This is a genomic window from Pseudoalteromonas sp. H103 (assembly GCF_001469205.1).
Taxonomy (GTDB): Bacteria; Pseudomonadota; Gammaproteobacteria; order Enterobacterales; family Alteromonadaceae; genus Pseudoalteromonas; species Pseudoalteromonas carrageenovora.
Genome location: NZ_LOFG01000001.1, coordinates 127,824 through 146,480, shown reverse-complemented (window position 1 = coordinate 146,480; position 18,657 = coordinate 127,824). Strand labels below are relative to the sequence as shown.

Genomic DNA, 18,657 nt, shown 5'->3' with positions numbered 1-18,657 from the left:
TACTAATTTAAGCGTGAAATGTGTGTGAGCAACCCTACTCCAAATTATGAACAACTAGCCCAACAAATCAAAGTATGGGGGCAAGAGCTTGGCTTTAGCGAGGTTGGCATAACCGACATTGATTTATCTAAACACGAAGCACAATTACAGCGCTGGCTTGATGCGGGTTATCACGGGTCAATGGATTATATGGCGGCACATGGCATGAAGCGCGCTCGCCCTGCTGAACTAGTACCCGGAACTCAGCGCGTTATTTCGGTAAAAATGAATTACCTTCCCCCTGATGCAAGCTTTGCCAAAACACTTAAAAATACCGAAAAAGCCTACATTAGCCGCTATGCTTTGGGCCGCGATTACCATAAATTAATGCGTAATAGGTTAAAAAAGCTAGGCCAAAAAATAGAACAAGAAATAGGCGCTTATGGCTTTAGGCCATTTGTAGACTCAGCGCCGGTGCTAGAACGCCAACTTGCTGAAAAAGCAGGGTTAGGCTGGCGTGGTAAACACTCTTTATTAATAAACCAAGAAGCCGGTTCGTGGTTTTTTTTAGGTGAGTTATTTGTTGATTTACCTCTACCAATTGATGATGAAAACACCTTTGAAGGCTGTGGAAAATGTGTAGCCTGCATTACGCTTTGCCCTACAGGTGCGATTGTAGAGCCTTATGTGGTTGATGCACGTAAATGCATATCGTATTTAACTATTGAGCACCAAGGTGCTATACCACAGCAGTACAGAGCTTTATTAGGTAATCGTATTTATGGCTGCGATGACTGCCAACTTGTATGCCCATGGAACCGCTATGGAAAAATAACCGATGAGCAAGATTTTCATCCTCGTACACAATTAAAAGATAAAGACTTACTTGAGTTATTTGCTTGGGATGAAGCAACGTTTTTAAAAAACACCGAAGGCAGCCCTATTCGCCGTATTGGCCATGAGCGTTGGTTACGTAATTTAGCGGTGGGTTTGGGAAATGCCGATTTTAGCCCTAAGATAGTTTTTGCCCTTGAAGATAAAGCACTAAAATGTAGCGAGCTTGTTTTAGAGCATATTAATTGGGCACTTACACAGCAAAACGACAAACAGCGTGTGCAACTTCGTAAAACCCTTAGGCTGATTAGAATTGTAGAAAAAGGTTTACCCCGAGATGCTTAAATACTCGGGAGTAAACCTCTAGATTTAAACGTACTAGCTTTTTAACAGCAACGATAGATGTTGCTCAATTTCAGCAAAGGCTGCTTTTACTTGTTTTACAGACTCCTCTCTAGCAATTGAATTTTGGATTGTTTCATCTACTTTTTTATAAATAAACACCTCCTGATCTTCATCTAGCCCCATTGTGGGGATACGCTCTTCAAGCTCTTCTTGTAATTGTTTAAATACTCTTTCGTTACTTTGGCGGTTCTCATTTAATAAGCTAATTAGCCCATGAAATTTACTGTGGACCGTACTTGCAACAGCATTGAGCTTTGCCTGCTGCGACTCGAGCATTTTTTTGGTCATAATTGCACGTAATTGCTGCTCGGTAACACTTACAATAAAACAAACATGATCGCGTATACGTCCGTGCTTGTCTGGATCATGATCTGGCATGTTTAAAATAAGCAGGCTGATCAGTTCATAATTAACTAAAATTCGATGCGAAAATTCATGTAAGCGCCCTTTATTTTTAAGCATTTCAAATAGCTCAACAACAATAGGCGAGCATACGCCACTTAGCGCAAAGTGATTGATTTCATCGCCTTGTCTAAATTCAACATTGCTTTGTAAATCAAATGACTTGAGGCAATCAATAAGTGCTTTACCAAGCTCTTCTGGTTCGTTAATAAACCCGATGTTTTCAACATAATTAACTATTTCGCCCATTTCACTACTGTTGGCCATCGCATTAAATGCAGTAGAGGTCGCGTCTTCAACTTGCTTTTCAAGGCTTTGTTTTTCAATAAGTACTTGGTTTAAATTTTTAAGTTTAGATTTGAGCTCATCGTGGCCAAACGGCTTTACAATATAATCTTCAGCCCCAACAGAGTAGCCTTCCATTCGCTCTTCAACCGTGCCACGTGCCGATACAAACATGACAATAATGTGCGCTGTATTTGGGTTCGCTTTAAGTGCTTTACATACTTCGTAGCCGTTCATTTGCGGCATACTTACATCAAGTAAAATTACTTGCGGCATATAGCCTTCAACCATTTCTAAACACTCAGGGCCACTGGTTGCTACTTGTAACTCAAAATCAAGTTCTTCTAAAATCTCTTCAATTATTTCAAGGTTAAACGGCTCGTCATCGACGGCAAGAATTTTAGTTAAGGCCATAATTTATCATCCATTCAAATTCTTCAAAAAGTTACTTGGCGTGCCAAAAAAACAATCAATGATTTTGCTGCTCTAATTGTTCTTCGGCCAAATGTTCATCTAGGTTTATTTCCAGCGGTACTTGTATGCATACAGTTGCACCACCGTTTTCGTTATTTTGCGCAGTTATTTCACCTTGGTGTAAAGACACAAACTCTCTACACAAGGCAAGGCCTAAACCGGTACCACCTGCGCCACTGTTTGTTTTGCTACTTTGCGCAAACTTGGTAAAAATATGTTCAAGCTCATCTTCAGGTATACCAATGCCGTTATCGATTACTTCTATTGTGGCAAGCTTATGATCTGACTCAAGGGTTACTTGTATTTTACTTTTTGGCTCACTGAACTTTAAAGCATTGCCTAACACATTTCGTAGTAATTGATTTATTTGCTCTTCATCGCACTGTGCAATAACAGGGAGTGGTTGTGCAGTAAAAGCTATTTCAATTTCTTTTTCCATAGCAGTACCCGATACATCATCAATGCTTGTTTTAATGATATTTGCCAAATTATATGGCCGAGGATTAAAAGGAAATTTACCCACATCGAGTTTAGATAAATCGAGTAAGTTATTTAGCAACGAAAGTAGACGCTCGCCACTACTTTCAATGCGAGATAAGTACTTAACGAGTTTTTCTTTGGCAAAATCGCCTGCAGCTAGCTTGCTCAAACCAAAGCGCGAAAAGCTTAATATTGAATGCATTGGTGTGCGTAGCTCATGCGACATATTCGCTAAAAACTCTGACTTACTGAGATTGGCAGCTTCAGCTACGTTTTTAGCATGTTCCAGCTGTGAGGTACGCGCTCTTACTTGCTCTTCAAGTACGTCTTTGGCCTCTAGCAATAAGTCTTCTTTTTGTTTTAGATGAGTTACATTTTTAAAAATTACAGCTAGTGCAATTTCACCGTGGTGATCTATTTCGTTAAAAGAACCTACTAGCGGAATATAATCACCGGTCGTTTTAGATAACCGTAAATCACAGCTAAATTGGCGATTACTATTTAGTGTTGTAATTTTATCTTTTATACCACAAATAGAGTCGTCATCTAAAAAGGTAAATACAGATTTACCCTCTAGTTCATTAAACGGTAAATTAAAGAGTTTTAAACACGCATCGTTAGCTTCTATTACTTTACCACTGCGTTCAAATAACATGATGGCGTCTGGCGTATGTTTATAAATAACTTGGAGTAAGCTGTCTTTTTCGATTAGTGCATCTACGGTATCTTGCAACCTTTCGACAAGCTCTGCATTATGGCGTTTTAGTAACTCTGTTTGCCATAATTTATGGACCGACTGTAATAAAACGCTGTCGTTTAAAGGCTTTATTAGTACATCTTCTACGCCTTGGCGAATAGCTTCTATCATCGAGACTTGATCGGGGCGAGAGGTAAATAATAAACAACGGCAGTGCGGCTGAGTTACTTTTAATTTCGAAAAAATATCTAACCCAGTACCATCATCTAAAATAAAGTCGCTAATTAATATATCTATATGCTTATCTTTACATATTTCCAGTGCTTGGGCGCTGTTAATGGCGGTATGTGTTTCTATATGCGCACCCACCAAACTGTTTTTCATTTTCTCGAGGCGCTCAGGAATGTGATCGACTAATAAAATGGTTGGTAATTTTAATATATGGTTTGAGCCCAGCTCTAATAAACTCTCTAGTAGCGAGGTGATTTCTTTGTTAGAAAAAAACGGGTAAACCACCGTTGCATTGGGAGCAACATGGTTTAATTGACTAAAGGCAGATAACTGCTCACCGTTTTCTGCTTTTGGTGCAAGCAGCATAAAGCGCTCTTGCGCAACTTCGCTTGCAAGCGGTTTAATAGCATCTACAGGTACACCATGGGCCACTATAACAAGGTCATAGTCAGCTATGCGGGTGTACATTTCTAGCATGCTAAAATGAATTAATTCGACTTCACATCCTATTAATTCTAAAAGCACCTTCACCCTCATGGCGATGACGCTGCTACTATCAACAATTAATATTTTTCGAATCATCAAGCTACACTTAAAAATTAATAAACTTAATATGTTAATAGCGTAGTCTATTTTTATTTAATTGGCATAAGTCCTTGTACTTATTTTGTAAAAAAATATTACCCGAATATGAAACACCTTTAATTAAAGGTGTTTTCCAAAAATAGTAAGGCTATATGGTGTGTCATCCATAATGGCAACATTGGGTAATTCGCCCCATACATCAAACTCAAAATGCTTAAATAACTTTATGCTTGGCACATTATGGCTAAATATAAACCCAAGTAATACTTTAATACCCAACTGCTTAGCTGTAATTTGAGCAAACTGCATTAACTTTTTACCTAAACCTTTACCTTGTGCTTTGCTGGTAATGTAAATACTTACTTCTACTGTACCGTCGTATGCGGGACGCCCATAAAACGACTTATAACTTAGCCAAGCAAGTACTTTTTCATCTTCGCAGTAAACATATATAGGTCGATTTGCAGTATGGCTATTAAACCACTCACGTTTTTGTTCAACGCTTACTTCTTCGGTATCTGCGGTGACCATTCGAGACGCAATTGTTTCGTTATAAATAGCGACTATTTCACTTAAATCATTAATATTTGCAAGGCGAGTTGTCATAGTTACTTGAAGGGTTGATCAATTTTGTTCATATTAGCGTATGTTCCCCCTATCAAACAATCGTAAATGTAGGTGCAAGTTATGCTAAAAAAAATTATTTTAGGGTTAGCTGCGTTATGTATAAATATACCATTGCACGCATACGCATCGTCTGCTGAAAACGAGCAAATATGCCAAGACTTTACCAATGTAAATATACGAAAGCTGCGCTCTGAGGAAACGATTAACTTATGCCAGTTTAAAAATAAGCCTTTGCTTATTGTAAACACAGCCAGTAATTGTGGGTTTACCTCGCAATTTAGAGGGCTTGAGGCACTTTACAAAGAATATAAAGATAAGGGATTGGTAGTGCTTGGTTTTCCGTCTGATGATTTTTTTCAAGAAGAAAATGACGAAAAATTAACAGCAAAAGTATGCTTTATAAATTATGGCGTAACGTTTCCTATGTTTGCCACCAGCGAAGTACGTGGTAGTAATGCTAATGCAATATTTAAACATTTAAATAAGCAAACAAGCTCACCTAATTGGAATTTTTATAAATATTTGGTGTCTGCTGATCGTAAAACAATTACTCGCTTTAACTCTAAAGCTGAACCATCGTCAGCACGCTTAGTTAACGCAATTGAAAAAGCACTATCTAATAACTAAACTGGTACAATTAGTGTAATCTGACTAGACTAGTTTTCATTCGATTAAAAAAACATCACTTTAAATCCAGGAGATTTTAATGACAGTAGCAAGCGCACGACACATACTTGTAGACAGCGAAGCACAATGCTTAGATCTAAAAACACAAATTGAGCAAGGCGAAGATTTTGCTGAATTAGCAAAAGCACATTCTAACTGTCCTTCGGGTCAAGATGGTGGTGCTCTTGGTGAGTTTGGCCCAGGCATGATGGTACCTGAGTTTGATAAAGTAGTATTCTCTGCACCTATCAATCAAGTGCAAGGCCCTGTACAAACACAGTTTGGCTATCATTTACTTGAAGTTACAAGCCGTTCAGAATAACGTTGTGTTATTGCAACAAACAAAAAGCCGCTTATGCGGCTTTTTTTAGGAGTAATTATGAAGCTTATTGGTACTGATGCCTCACCTTATGCTCGCCGCATAAGAATATGGGCACTTGAAAACAACTGTAATTTAGAATTTGTTACTTTAAATATATTTTCTGAAGAAGGCCGACCTACGCTTGCTAGTAATAACCCTGCACGTAAAGTACCTATTTTGGTTGATGGCGATCTCACGTTAGGCGATTCAAATACAATTTTACGCTACCTTCTTAAAAAAACAGCCCAGCCCGATCTTTCATGGCCGCAAGAGCAATTACTTACAATCATTAATGCCTGTAACGACTCGCTCGTTGAAATGGCAATTTGTAAACGCTCAGGGTTTGATACTCAAAGCGATAAATTATTTTTTAATCTGCAAAACGAACGCATTGCTGAAACATTAAGCTATTTAAATACGCATTTAGCTGATGATGAATTTAAAAGCTGTGAATACCTCAACATCAGTTTATACTGCCTGCTTGATTGGATTTGCTTTCGCGAACTGACTGACTTTAGTCAGCACAGTGAGCTTGTTGCTTTTTATGAGCAATATAGCAAGCGCCAAGCAGCAATAAATACCAGTCCTAGTCTCTAATTTAAAAAGGTAAACACATGAGCGATATCGAAATAGAATCACAACTAGTTAGCTTTGTAGAAAAAGTACGTGTAAGCGAGCAAGTATGGGCACTAAGCAGCGATGATGGCGGCTTTGTTGTATGTGAGTCAAATCAGTTTGCAGAAACTGACGTATTACTTTTGTGGGAAAGCGAAGAAGCAGCTAAAGCCCAGTGTAAAGACGAATGGGCAGAATATAGCCCGGCCGAAATCAATCTTGATGAGTTTTTAGATGATTGGGTTGAAGATTTAAACGAAGATAGCGCTTTAGTTGGTCTAAATTGGAATGACGACCAAGTATGTGTAGAAATAGAACCCGTAGGTTTAGCACGCGCTTTAAGCGAATAAATTACGCTATAAAACTGATAGCGAATAAAAACACCCTGCCTATTTTTATGCAGGGTGTTTTTGTTTGCAGCTAAATACATAAATTCTAGAATCGATACTCGCATCTTTGTATAGTTTAAGTATAAAATAGAACACGTCATTACTTTCAAGGTATTACGTTGAAAACCCATCTTGGTCGTCGCCCTTTTTCAGCTATGGAACTGCATACACTTTATAATGGATATATATATGGTGATGTTAAAGTTGCACGTGAGCAAGCTAAACACTGGCACTTTTGGCTGCCTTTAATCGCTTATTATAGCGGTGCGTATAGTGACGAAATAGGCTGTTTAACACTTGATGATCTTGTTTTTGAGCAAGGTATTTTATGCTTTAGTTTTCATACCCACGGAAAAATAAAACCACGCTTAGTACCTGTGCATCATGCCTTAGTTGATGCAGGCTTTAATGACTATATTGAATTTATAAAAGCCCATCACCATACTCGCTTAATGTTCGACTTACCTGCCAAAACAGGCCGCTATAGCGAAAAAGTACGTATATGGTTTTCAGGTGAAGGAGAGCGCGCTGGGTATTTGCAAAAATGCGCTATTCCTAATGTAGATCAATTAGGAATGAAAACTGCTGTTAGTAGTCTTCGTCTTAACTTTGAACAACAAATTCGTATCTATGCGCTGCAAGCTAGCTCAAAAGATGCCTTTAATTACTTAATGGGCTTTAACGAATATCAGCACGATAAATTTGACGACATTTCATTATTAAATAATGTGATTCAGCAAATTCGTATTATTAACCCTCACGTGCATTGGACTCGTTTTACCCTTCGTGAAAGCCACTGACAAACTTTGTTACTCTTTAGCCTCTTTTTGACTATTCTATCTAAGCTATAATCAATTACTCCATTCTAAAAAGCTGTTAGGATATCCACACTCTAAATAATTAACGCATAAAAAAGCCTATTTAGAGTAGTTTCTAACAACAACAATCTAGGGATTATTATGTTTTTTAAAAGCTTCTTAACGGTGAGCGTTGCTTTAGCAATGAATGCTGCAAACGCTAACGAATTCGTTATTGAAAAACTCGCAAAACCAAGCTCACAGCAGGTATCGTTAACACTCGACCCAAGCCAAGATACATTCACAGGGATGACTGAAATAGCCCTAGAAGTACTAAAACCAACAAAATACATTGAGCTAAATGGCGTAGCTTACGCTGTAAAAATGGCGCAACTACTTGGCGAAGAAAGCTGTAATTTAAGCAATGAAATGCTTAAAACCGGTAAAGTTAAATTTAGCTGTAATGAGCAAATTCAGCCGGGTAAATACACGCTTAAAGTTGACTTTTCTGCGCCTTATAACCGCCAAAGTGTAGGCTTATATAAAACGTTAGACCAAGGCACGCCTTATTTATTCACTCAATTTGAAATGAGTGATGCACGCCGTGCATTTCCTGTTTTTGATGAGCCAAATTATAAAATTCCATTTCAACTAACAATTACCGCACCTACGTCTCAAAAAGTATATGCCAATACGCCAGAGCTTAAAACAACGGTTAACGGCAATATGACCACCCACTATTTTGATAAAACACCGCCAATTCCATCGTATTTAGTAGCGATGGCTGTTGGCCCGTTTGAAGAGTTAAACATTGAAGGCATGCCTATTCCTGGTCGTGTTATTACGCCACAAGGTAAAATTCACTTAGCCAAATACGCTAAAGAAAATATGCCAAAAGTACTGGGCGCACTCGAAGCCTACTTTGGTATTCCTTATGTTTACAAGAAGCTAGACTCTGTTGCTGTTCCTGAGTTCCCGTTTGGCGCAATGGAAAACTCAGGCCTGGTAACTTACCGTGAAGATATTTTACTTGTTGATTTAGCAGCAGCAACACGTAGTAAAAAGCAGCGCAACGTGTCTATTATTGCTCACGAACTTGCTCACCAGTGGTACGGTAACTTGGTAACCATGAAGTGGTGGAACGACTTATGGCTTAACGAAGCATTTGCAAGCTGGATGGCGGCTAAAATTACTAAGCAGCTTAACCCTGAGTTTGAATCACACCTTGATTTACCACAAAACAACGTAATGGCACTTGATGCTCGCCTAAGTACTAAACCTATACGTAAGCCAATTAAAACCGAAGCCGATATTATGGATGGCTTAGGCTTAGCATACTCTAAAGGTAGCTCAGTACTTGCAATGGTTGAAAACTGGATTGGCGAAGATGCATTTCAAAAAGGTATTCAGAGCTATTTAAAAGAATTTTCATACAAAAACGCTGAAGCTGCAGATTTATGGGAAGCGTTAGGTAAAGCGTCAAATAAAGATGTAGCAAGTGTTTTAAAATCGTTTATTGAGCAATCCTCATTTCCGCTAGTAAATGTTAAACAGCAAGGTAAGAAGCTTACTATTTCGCAAAGCCGTTTTGCAAACGCTGGGGTTGATGCCCCTGCACAGCTATGGAATGTACCTGTAGCTATAAAATATGGCGCGGGCGATAAAGTAAAAACGGCTAATATTTTACTCAATAAACAAAGCCAAACTCTTGATCTAGATTTTGAACCTGAGTGGATTTATCCTGACCAAGGTGCTTTAGGCTACTACCGTTGGGTAATGGATGATGCACAATTTAGCGCACTCATTAAAAAAGCCCCTAGCGTACTAAGTGATCGCGAGCGCCTAGCACTGCTTTCAGCTACTGATGCATTACTTGATGCGGGTGTTATATCTGCTGCAAAATTAATGCAAACGCTTGAAGTATTTGTAAGTGATAGCCATCCTCGCGTAGCTAATACTGCACTGGGTTATTTAGTATCGCAGCAGCGCACCTTTAAAGATCAAAGCAATAAAGATCTATGGCCTGAATTTATTCGTGGTGCTGTAACGCCTGCGGCTAAAAAATATGGCCTAGAAGCGAAAGCCGGTGAAGACGGTGCTATTTCACAGTTAAGAGCAGCGGTTGTGTCTCGTTTAGGTTTTGATGGCGAAGATCAAAATGTAATAAATAAAGCAAAAGAGCAAACACAAGCTTACTTAAAAGATCCGCAAAAGGTAGACCCTTATTTAGCAGGCACCTACTTAACACTTGCCGCTTTTCATGGTGATGAAGCATTACTTGATCAATTCATGACGACGTTTAAAACGACTAAAGATCCGCAAGTACGTACTAATATGCTTGCTGCAATGAGCTTTTTTGGCGAACCAAAGCTTCAAAAAGCAGTATTGGCTTATAGTCTAACGGACGAAGTAACGGCTTCTGATATGCGCACTATTTTATCTGGTCAAAGCTATACAGACGAACGCCAAGCGCTATTTATAGATTGGGTATACAGCAATTACGATAAAGTAACTGCAAGCTTGCCACCGTTCTTTATTCCTAACTTACCGTACTTTACAACTGCAAGCTGTAATGCAGAAAGTCTAGCTAAAACAAAAGTATTTTTTAACGAAAAAGTAGCTGATGTAGCTGGTTATGCGCGTACATTAAGTAAGCTTGAAGAAAGCACAAATGATTGTATCGCCCTTAAAACACGTGAGCTTGAATCGGTTAATAGCTTCTTAAAAAGTAAGTAATTCTTAGATTCATTAAACTATAAAAATACAAAAGCCGCTGAATATAAATTCAGCGGCTTTTTAATAAGTATCTTAACCAAGTTTTTGCTTAACTAAGCCTTTTATTAACCACCAATGATCATAGTTAATTTAGCTATAAAGTCTTTTGCAGCTTGCTCTGAGTTTATTTTAAACGCCACGCCGTAATGAATTGGCTGAGCACTTTTAAATATACGCGTTGGAAAACGGGTCATTTCACTACTGTGAAAATAACCGGGAGCGCGAACAACTCCGTCTATATCACTAAAGTCATCACTAAACACTTCGAATGCTGGTCGAATTACAATTTTACCTTTACCGCTTTCGCTGTGAGTGTAAAACGCTTCTTTAGAGTTTACTAACATGTACTCTGCAATGTTCTTAATTTTAAAATTACTTCTGCACTGTAATTTAATGAGTTGCTCTGTAAGCTCTTCTGCGCTGTAGGCCACGTTGTAAATCCTATAATAGTAAGTTGCGCAATACAGTAACGTATACGCACTGCAAAGTCCGAATTTATTTTACATCACACACAAAAGCGAGCTTATCACTGTTATAGCTCATACGAGTGATTGTAGTATCGCAGTAAGTACTTAAATCTAACCACTGAGAAACCTCATTCTTACCTGTAAGTTGACGTTGATACACACGGTTTTTAATTGCATAAGCAATCGTTGCATCATCTTTTAAAATAAAATCTTGTACATTAGCTGGTAACCTTAGTAAGTCTTCAACTTGCTTAGTTTGTACATTAAAACTCGCTAAAATATGCTGATCATTTTTAGTGTAACTAAATAAAAATTTAGCCATTGAATGATTATAAATTAACGTCCGGCCAATATTACTTGCCGCAATATGCCCTTTTGCAGCCTCTACAGAGGTGTATTGCAGTGTATGCGGTTCACCTAATATAAACATGACTAAATCATTTTGAATACCCCAAGCGTGGTAGCCTACAGGCTCTATCCAATCAAAAATACGACTTGGGCTTTGCTGTGTATCTAACGGGTATTGCCATAGTTTTTGCTTAGAGTCAGACTCAACCACAATGGCAGATAAACTCTTTTCGTTTGGCATAACTGTTGGGGAATATTCACTTACAGGTGAGTTTGTAAGATTGCTAACTTGTTTTGTAGCTAAGTCGTAATACGCAATATCTGTTTGGCTATGCTGATTAGAGATAACTTCATGGGTAAAGTAAATACCCGAATTAGTTAAATAAGGTTGGTTGTTATAGCTCTTTTTATCGCTTATTACCTTAACCTGTACCCCATAAGGTGTATTTAAATCTGCTAGTAATATTTGGCTCTTAGGCATGCTAGCCTGCGCCATACTTAGGCTAAGCGCCGTTATTGAAAATAGTCCAAGCAATGGTTTAATAAGTTTCATGCTTTCTCTCGTTTTAATTTTAAGCACCTCATGATAACGTTATTTGCTGGTGGCGTCACTTGAGCAGAGCCAGTAAACTCTTTATAACTAACGTGGTCCTAAAAAAGAGAAAAAAACATGTCAGCTAAACATCCTATCATTGCTATTACAGGTTCTTCTGGTGCGGGTACTACTACTACAACCAATGCAATTAAACACATTTTTCGTAGCCTAAATATAGATGCAGCTTTTGTCGAAGGGGATAGCTTTCACCGTTACACTCGCCCTGAAATGGATAAAAAAATACGCGAAGCCCAACAAGAAAGTAAGCATATTAGCTACTTTGGCCGAGAAGCTAACGACTTTGGCGCACTAGAAACATTATTTAACCAATACGGCGAAACAGGCCAAGGTAAGCTACGTCGTTACTTACATACTTTTGACGAAGCAGTACCTTATAACCAATTACCGGGTACGTTTACACCGTGGCAAGATCTTGAATCGAGTACAGATTTAATGTTTTACGAAGGTCTGCATGGTGGTGTAGTTGATCAAGATCATGATGTAGCTAAGCACGTTGATTTACTTATAGGCATGGTACCTATAATTAACCTTGAATGGATCCAAAAGCTGATCCGCGATACTCAAGACCGTGGCCACTCTCGTGAAAAAGTAATGGATTCAATTGTTCGCAGTATGGACGACTACATTAACCATATTACGCCGCAATTTTCACGTACCCATATTAACTTTCAGCGCGTACCAACTGTTGATACATCAAACCCTTTTAGTGCAAAAGATATTCCTTCACTCGATGAAAGCTTTGTCGTTATTCGTTTTAGGGGAATTGATGATGTTGATTTTCCGTATTATTTACAAATGATTGAAGGCAGCTTCATGTCGCGAATTAATACACTTGTGGTGCCCGGTGGTAAAATGGGTTTAGCAATGGAGCTGGTTCTTACTCCTCTTATTAAAGATATTATTATTAAAAAGCGTGCCTTAGAAAACTTAGCACCTCTTGATATACCTATTTAACGCCTCTTCTAAGATTGAGCTCTCTCACGTACACTGCTGATTTTTAGTAACAATAAGGGACATTGTGTTGTACTCATTAAAAATTGTAGTGGGTTCTAAAAACCCCGTAAAAATTAACGCGGCTAAACATATTTTTGCAATATATTTCCCGGATCATGAAATTGATTGCCAAGGTGTTGATGCCCCATCTAATGTGCCAGATCAGCCTATTGGTGAAGAGCAAACACGCATTGGTGCACAAAACAGGGTAGCCTTTTGCAAAGACACCTACAAAGCACACTACTACTGCGCAATGGAAGGCGGTGCAGAGCAATTTAGTTACGGTGCAGCAACCTTTGCCTATGTGGTAATTAATAACGGCTCAGAGCAATCTGTAGGACGCAGTAGCAATTTACCTTTACCTCAAGTTTTGTATAACGCGCTATTAAACGGTGAAGAACTTGGCGATGTGATGGATAAAGCCTTTAATACTCAAAATATTAAGCAAAAAGGCGGCGCTATTGGGCTTCTTACAAATAACCATGCAACCCGTGAAAGTACTTATACTCAAGCACTTACTTTAGCAATGGCGCCTTTTTTACACCCTGCTTTGTATAACAAATGAATTAATTTAGGAAGTTTAATGAAATACAGTTATGTACTGTTTGATGCCGACGAAACATTATTTAGATTTGATATTCTCGCGGGTATGACCCGTATGTTTAAAGCATATGATATACAATTTACTAAAGACGACTACGTACACTATCAGAAAACTAATAAGCAACTATGGGTTGATTACCAAAATGGCACTATTAGTGCCGATTATTTACAAGTAACCCGCTTTAACGAGTGGTCTGAAAAACTAAATGTACCAGCAAAAGAATTAAATGATGCTTTTTTAGATTCTATGGCGCAAATTTGCGAGCCTTTGCCTGGCGCCGTAGAGCTTTTAAATAAACTAAAGCCACATGCTAAATTAGGTATCATAACTAACGGATTTGCCCGTCTACAAACCGTGCGCTTAGAACACACTGGTTTAAAAAATATGTTTGAGTGGTTGGTAATATCAGAGCTAGTAGGTATAGCAAAACCTAATAAAGCTATTTTTGAGCACACATTTGAGCTTATGGGTAACCCTGATAAAAGCCAGATCTTAATGGTGGGTGATACTGCCTCAAGCGACGTACTTGGCGGTAATAATGTTGGTATTGATACCTGTTGGTTGCAACACCCTGGTGAGCAGTTACCTGAAGGGATAACTCCCACTTACACAATAACTACCTTAGATCAATTGCAGTCCATTCTTAAAATTTAGTTAAATTAAAAGCAAAAAATGACGCTAATAAGCGTCATTTTTTATAACTGTTTGTGAGCGTGTATTTTTAAAATACTAAGTTAGGCAGTCGCTAACTCAAGGCCGGGTGCAGGCATCGTAACAGGCGTTTCAAATGTTGCCCACTCCCATGCTGACTCTGTAGCCATAACTTTGCGAAGTAACTTGTTGTTTAAATCGTGACCCGATTTAAATGCCGTTACTTTACCTAAAAGGTTGTGACCTGTCATAAACATGTCACCAACACAGTCTAGTATTTTATGCTTAACAAACTCATCGCTGTAGCGTAAACCATTAGGGTTTAAAACTTTAAACTCATCAAGTACTACTGCGCTATCCATGCTACCACCTAGTGCTAGGTTGTTAGCATGCATGTATTCTATATCTTTCATAAAACCAAAAGTACGTGCGCGGCTAATTTCTTCAGTAAAGCTTTGTGCCGTAATGTCTAAACCAACACGTTGGCGGCTTTCATTAATTGCCGGGTGATCAAAAGCAATTTCAAAGTCGATATGAAAACCATCATATGGTTCTACTTCAGCCCATTTATCACCTTCTTCAATACGTACTTTTTCTTTAATACGAATAAAGCGTTTCGCGACATTTTGCTCTTCTATACCGCCTTTTTGTAACAAGTATATAAATGGTAATGCACTACCATCCATAATTGGCACTTCTGAGCTATCTAATTCTACAATTAGATTATCAATACCCATTGCGGCAACAGCTGCAATTAAGTGCTCAGTAGTAGATAAGCGAACGCCATCTTTGTTAATTAAACAGGTACATAGCTGTGTATCACCAACGGCTTCAGGTGTTGTTTCAAATTCAACAACCGGATCAAGGTCGACACGACGAAATACAATCCCAGTATTTGCGCTCGCAGGTCGGAGAGTTATTGTGACCTTCTCACCTTTATGAAGTCCAATTCCTATGGCTTTGACTACTTGTGCAATCGTACGCTGTTTAATCATAGGTTCGCTCACTTTAAAATCAGTTACAGTTAGACGGCGGAGTGTAACATAAATCCTTTTGCCTTTCAATATTTGTACATATTTCAAACAAAAGTATTATTAAATGTTAATCAGCCTGTTTACGTAAAAAAGCAGGAATATCAAAATAATCACCACCTTCTGATTTATCCGCTTTTTTACTATTTTGCGCTGAAGAGCTAGTTGAACTGCTTGAGCTAGTAGATTCTGTTTGTTCTTTAGTTTCTACTTGCGTGCTAGCAGTGCTTTCTTCAGAGCTTGTACCTTGGCTTGCAAAGCTTGGTACGTACATACTACTTGTTTGGTTTGATGAACCAGTAACATCAGAACCTGATGCCTTTTTAATACCGTTATCAACAATACCAAATTGTGGACGACGATCGCCGCCTAAACCAGTTGCAACAACCGTTACACGTAACTCGTCGCTCATTTCTGGATCAATAACCGCACCAACAACAACTGTTGCATTTTCAGACGCTAACGCCTTAACGTGGTTACCAACAATTTCAAACTCTTCAATCGCAATGTCCATACCTGCGGTAATATTAACTAAGATACCTTTAGCACCAGTTAAATCAACGTCTTCTAGTAATGGGCTTGAGATTGCGGCTTCAGCAGCTTCTTGTGCACGATCAGGTCCAGACGCAGAAGCAGTACCCATCATAGCAGTACCCATCGCTGACATTACTGTACGTACGTCGGCGAAATCCACATTAATTAAACCAGAACGTGTAATCAGCTCGGCAATACCTTGTACTGCGCCAAATAATACGTCATTAGCTTTAGCGAAGGCATCTAGAAGTGTAGTCCCTTTTCCTAAAACTTTAAGCAATTTATTGTTCGGAATTGTAATAAGTGAGTCTACAATTTCTGACAATTCATTAATACCTTGTTCAGCCGCAGCGGCACGTTTTTTACCTTCAAAATCAAAAGGACGTGTTACTACTGCAACCGTTAAAATACCTAATTCTTTAGCGATTTTAGCAACCACTGGTGCTGCACCAGTACCCGTACCACCGCCCATACCCGCTGCAATAAATACCATATCGGCACCTTCAAGGCTCGCACGAATAGTTTCTGCATCTTCTTCAGCCGATTGACGGCCTACTTCTGGGTTTGCGCCCGCACCTAACCCAGAGGTTATTTGCGTGCCAAGCTGTACCGTTATATCTGCTGCTGAATTACGTAATGCTTGTGCATCCGTATTAGCGGCAATAAAACGTACGCCTTCAATTTGTTGTTTTACCATGTGCTCAACAGCGTTACCGCCGCCACCGCCCACGCCAATTACCTTTATTACGGCTTCTTCGCCGTGCTGTTCCATCATATCAAACATGTTTACTCTCCGACTTGAGTATTAAAACTCGCCTTGGAACCATTTAGTAATGCGGTTCCACCAATTATTGTTATCCTCTGCTTTCGACTTTTGTGCATTCATCGATTGCATAGTGCGCCCGTATTGTAACAAACCAACAGCGGTTGCGTACGAAGGATCATCTACATAGTCTGTCAAACCAACCATCCCGATTGGTTTGCCTATTCTTACTGGCATTTGAAAGATGTCTTCTGCCACTTCCATAGCGCCAGTCATTTTAGCAGTCCCGCCCGTGATAACGAGGCCTGCGGCAATTTGGTCTTCTAAGCCTGAACGACGAATTTCTTCCATCGCTAATTCAAATAATTCTCTAAAACGAGGTTCAACAACCTCAGATAACGTATGACGCGACATTAATCTTGCAGGTCGCCCACCTACGCTTGGTACTTCAATAGTGTCTTCACTACTGGCCATTTGGCTATTTGCACATGCGTATTGTACTTTGAGTGACTCTGCATGTGATATAGGTGTACGAAATATTTTTGCAATATCCCCCGTCACTTGGTTACCAGCCACTGGAATAACAGCTGAATGACGCTGAGCACCATTAATATAAATGGTGATATCCATTGTACCACCACCAATATCAAGTACGGCTACACCTAGCTCTTTTTCGTCATCAGTTAAAACTGAGTAACACGACGCCAGTGCCGTAAATATAAGTTGATCTACTTCTAATCCGCAGCGCTGAACACATTTTTCAATGTTTTTAGCCATGTCGTTCGAACACGTAATGATGTGTGCTCGTGCTTCCATACGCACGCCGCTCATGCCTAGTGGGTTTTTAATCCCTTCTTGCATGTCGATGCTGTACTCTTGCGGTAATGCATGTAGCATTTTTCGCTCTGCAGAAATAGGCACTGAACGCGCAATATGAATGACGTTTTCAATGTCTTCATCTGTCACTTCGGTGTTATTGATTGCAACTACACCGCTTTCGTTTTGACACTGAATATGTTTGCCAGAAATCCCCAAGTACACTGAGCTAATTCGACAATCAGCCATTAATTCGGCTTCATCAATAGCTCGGCGAATCGACTCAGACACTAAGTTTAAATCGTTAACGCCGCCTTTATCCATACCATGAGATACTTGGCTGCCCACACCAACAATGCTGAGCTTGTTATCTGCGGTGATTTCACCTACCGTGGCAACCACTTTCGAGGTACCAACGTCTAATCCAATCACGAGGTTTCTTTCTGCTGACTTAGTCATGCCTTACTCTTATTTTGTAATTGTTCTTCTTGCAGTGGCTTAAAGCTCACAGCAAGGCCGGTATCATACCGTAAATCGATTGTATCTACTTGTGCATCTGCACGTTGTTCCATTCGCGGGTAAACATCTATAAAACGTTGTACGCGTTTGGCTTTATCTTTACGCCCTAAATCTAAGCGTATTCCGTTATCTAACCATAACTGCCACGAAAACCGCTCAGAGAGGGCAAGACTTGAAAGCGTCAGGTTATTTACCTTTAGCATTTCATCAAATTGCTTAAACGCAACCCATGCCTCTTCTTCGCTGCCTTCAGGGCCATATAATTGTGGTAAGTCGTGTAACTTATCACTACTTGCTTGAAACGCTTGGCCACTTTGGTTTAGCAATAAGTCACTATTCCAATGGGCTACGGCTTCATGTTCAACAACATATACTTGTATGGTGTCTGGCCATTGTTTTCGTACTGAAACAGTAGCAACCCAAGGTAAATCTTGAACAAGCTGCTGCACATGCTTTACATCTAATTCAAAAAAGCTACTTAAGTCTGCTTTTTTTATTGCTTTTATAATTGCTGTTTCATCAGTGTACTTTGGATGCCCTTGCACAATTAAGTGCTTTATTTGCGCATCTTTGTTCTCTACTAGCCAATCTGATACACCCGTAGTAATTTGCACCAGGCCAATGACTACTACCAGAAAAAAACTCACCCCAAAAATCAGCGACCAATTTAGTTTCAGCTTGATTTGTTGAGCTTTTTCTAAAAGGGGATGCAT

The 18,657-nt window shown here is 39.2% G+C and carries 19 protein-coding genes; 10 read left to right on the top strand and 9 right to left on the bottom strand.

Annotated features, from left to right (window positions below; genetic code table 11):
• Positions 1-24: 24 nt before the first annotated feature.
• The gene (gene queG, locus ATS74_RS00755) at positions 25-1,158 is read left to right on the top strand and encodes a tRNA epoxyqueuosine(34) reductase QueG (RefSeq protein ID WP_058547508.1); all 1,134 of its coding nucleotides are present in this window, start codon (positions 25-27) and stop codon (positions 1,156-1,158) included.
• A 33-nt stretch (positions 1,159-1,191) separates the two neighbouring features.
• Here queG and ATS74_RS00750 read toward each other — a convergent pair whose 3' ends face one another.
• The 3 genes from ATS74_RS00750 to ATS74_RS00740 all read right to left on the bottom strand — a co-directional run bounded on the left by ATS74_RS00750 (position 1,192) and on the right by ATS74_RS00740 (position 4,978).
• Positions 1,192-2,319 carry a response regulator gene (locus ATS74_RS00750; RefSeq protein WP_058547040.1) on the bottom strand — a complete coding sequence of 376 codons (1,128 nt, stop codon included), beginning with the start codon at positions 2,317-2,319 and terminating at the stop codon, positions 1,192-1,194.
• Positions 2,320-2,374: 55 nt separating this feature from the next.
• Positions 2,375-4,369 carry an ATP-binding protein gene (locus ATS74_RS00745; protein ID WP_058547039.1) on the bottom strand — a complete coding sequence of 665 codons (1,995 nt, stop codon included), beginning with the start codon at positions 4,367-4,369 and terminating at the stop codon, positions 2,375-2,377.
• A gap of 123 nt (positions 4,370-4,492) precedes the next feature.
• Entirely contained in the window at positions 4,493-4,978 is a 486-nt protein-coding gene (locus tag ATS74_RS00740; RefSeq protein ID WP_058547038.1) for a GNAT family N-acetyltransferase, read from the bottom strand.
• A gap of 81 nt (positions 4,979-5,059) precedes the next feature.
• Between ATS74_RS00740 and ATS74_RS00735 the strand changes: the two genes are divergently transcribed.
• The 6 genes from ATS74_RS00735 to ATS74_RS00710 all read left to right on the top strand — a co-directional run bounded on the left by ATS74_RS00735 (position 5,060) and on the right by ATS74_RS00710 (position 10,563).
• Positions 5,060-5,626 carry a glutathione peroxidase gene (locus ATS74_RS00735; RefSeq protein WP_058547037.1) on the top strand — a complete coding sequence of 189 codons (567 nt, stop codon included), beginning with the start codon at positions 5,060-5,062 and terminating at the stop codon, positions 5,624-5,626.
• 79 nt (positions 5,627-5,705) lie between these two features.
• On the top strand, positions 5,706-5,987 hold the full coding sequence (locus ATS74_RS00730; RefSeq protein ID WP_058547036.1) for a peptidylprolyl isomerase: 282 nt from the start codon (positions 5,706-5,708) through the stop codon (positions 5,985-5,987).
• Positions 5,988-6,044: 57 nt separating this feature from the next.
• Complete coding sequence (locus tag ATS74_RS00725; RefSeq protein ID WP_058547035.1) at positions 6,045-6,623, top strand: glutathione S-transferase family protein; 579 nt, start codon at positions 6,045-6,047, stop codon at positions 6,621-6,623.
• A gap of 17 nt (positions 6,624-6,640) precedes the next feature.
• Entirely contained in the window at positions 6,641-6,991 is a 351-nt protein-coding gene (locus ATS74_RS00720; protein ID WP_058547034.1) for a DUF2750 domain-containing protein, read from the top strand.
• Positions 6,992-7,149: 158 nt separating this feature from the next.
• Positions 7,150-7,830, top strand: coding sequence for a hypothetical protein (locus ATS74_RS00715; protein ID WP_058547033.1), 681 nt, complete (start codon positions 7,150-7,152; stop codon positions 7,828-7,830).
• A 159-nt stretch (positions 7,831-7,989) separates the two neighbouring features.
• Complete coding sequence (locus ATS74_RS00710; protein WP_058547032.1) at positions 7,990-10,563, top strand: M1 family metallopeptidase; 2,574 nt, start codon at positions 7,990-7,992, stop codon at positions 10,561-10,563.
• Between the two features lie 104 nt (positions 10,564-10,667).
• Here ATS74_RS00710 and ATS74_RS00705 read toward each other — a convergent pair whose 3' ends face one another.
• Complete coding sequence (locus tag ATS74_RS00705) at positions 10,668-11,033, bottom strand: hypothetical protein (protein ID WP_058547031.1); 366 nt, start codon at positions 11,031-11,033, stop codon at positions 10,668-10,670.
• 64 nt (positions 11,034-11,097) lie between these two features.
• Positions 11,098-11,970, bottom strand: a complete 873-nt coding sequence (locus ATS74_RS00700; protein WP_058547030.1) for a TolB family protein — start codon at positions 11,968-11,970, stop codon at positions 11,098-11,100.
• Between the two features lie 117 nt (positions 11,971-12,087).
• On the opposite strand from ATS74_RS00700, the gene ATS74_RS00695 reads away from it, so the two are divergent.
• From ATS74_RS00695 to yjjG, 3 genes are all read left to right on the top strand, one after another.
• Entirely contained in the window at positions 12,088-12,987 is a 900-nt protein-coding gene (locus tag ATS74_RS00695; RefSeq protein WP_058547029.1) for a phosphoribulokinase, read from the top strand.
• 64 nt (positions 12,988-13,051) lie between these two features.
• Positions 13,052-13,591, top strand: coding sequence for an inosine/xanthosine triphosphatase (gene yjjX, locus ATS74_RS00690; protein ID WP_104642016.1), 540 nt, complete (start codon positions 13,052-13,054; stop codon positions 13,589-13,591).
• An 18-nt stretch (positions 13,592-13,609) separates the two neighbouring features.
• Complete coding sequence (gene yjjG / locus ATS74_RS00685; RefSeq protein ID WP_058547028.1) at positions 13,610-14,284, top strand: pyrimidine 5'-nucleotidase; 675 nt, start codon at positions 13,610-13,612, stop codon at positions 14,282-14,284.
• Positions 14,285-14,364: 80 nt separating this feature from the next.
• Here the strand turns inward: yjjG and lpxC are convergent, their stop codons facing one another.
• From lpxC to ATS74_RS00665, 4 genes are all read right to left on the bottom strand, one after another.
• Positions 14,365-15,276 carry a UDP-3-O-acyl-N-acetylglucosamine deacetylase gene (lpxC, locus tag ATS74_RS00680; protein WP_058547027.1) on the bottom strand — a complete coding sequence of 304 codons (912 nt, stop codon included), beginning with the start codon at positions 15,274-15,276 and terminating at the stop codon, positions 14,365-14,367.
• Between the two features lie 106 nt (positions 15,277-15,382).
• On the bottom strand, positions 15,383-16,630 hold the full coding sequence (gene ftsZ / locus ATS74_RS00675) for a cell division protein FtsZ (protein ID WP_058547026.1): 1,248 nt from the start codon (positions 16,628-16,630) through the stop codon (positions 15,383-15,385).
• 21 nt (positions 16,631-16,651) lie between these two features.
• On the bottom strand, positions 16,652-17,884 hold the full coding sequence (gene ftsA, locus ATS74_RS00670) for a cell division protein FtsA (RefSeq protein WP_058547025.1): 1,233 nt from the start codon (positions 17,882-17,884) through the stop codon (positions 16,652-16,654).
• Positions 17,881-18,657 (bottom strand): cell division protein FtsQ/DivIB, encoded by a 777-nt coding sequence (locus ATS74_RS00665; RefSeq protein ID WP_058547024.1) that lies wholly within the window; start codon positions 18,655-18,657, stop codon positions 17,881-17,883. The genes ftsA and ATS74_RS00665 overlap by 4 nt, the downstream gene beginning before the upstream one ends.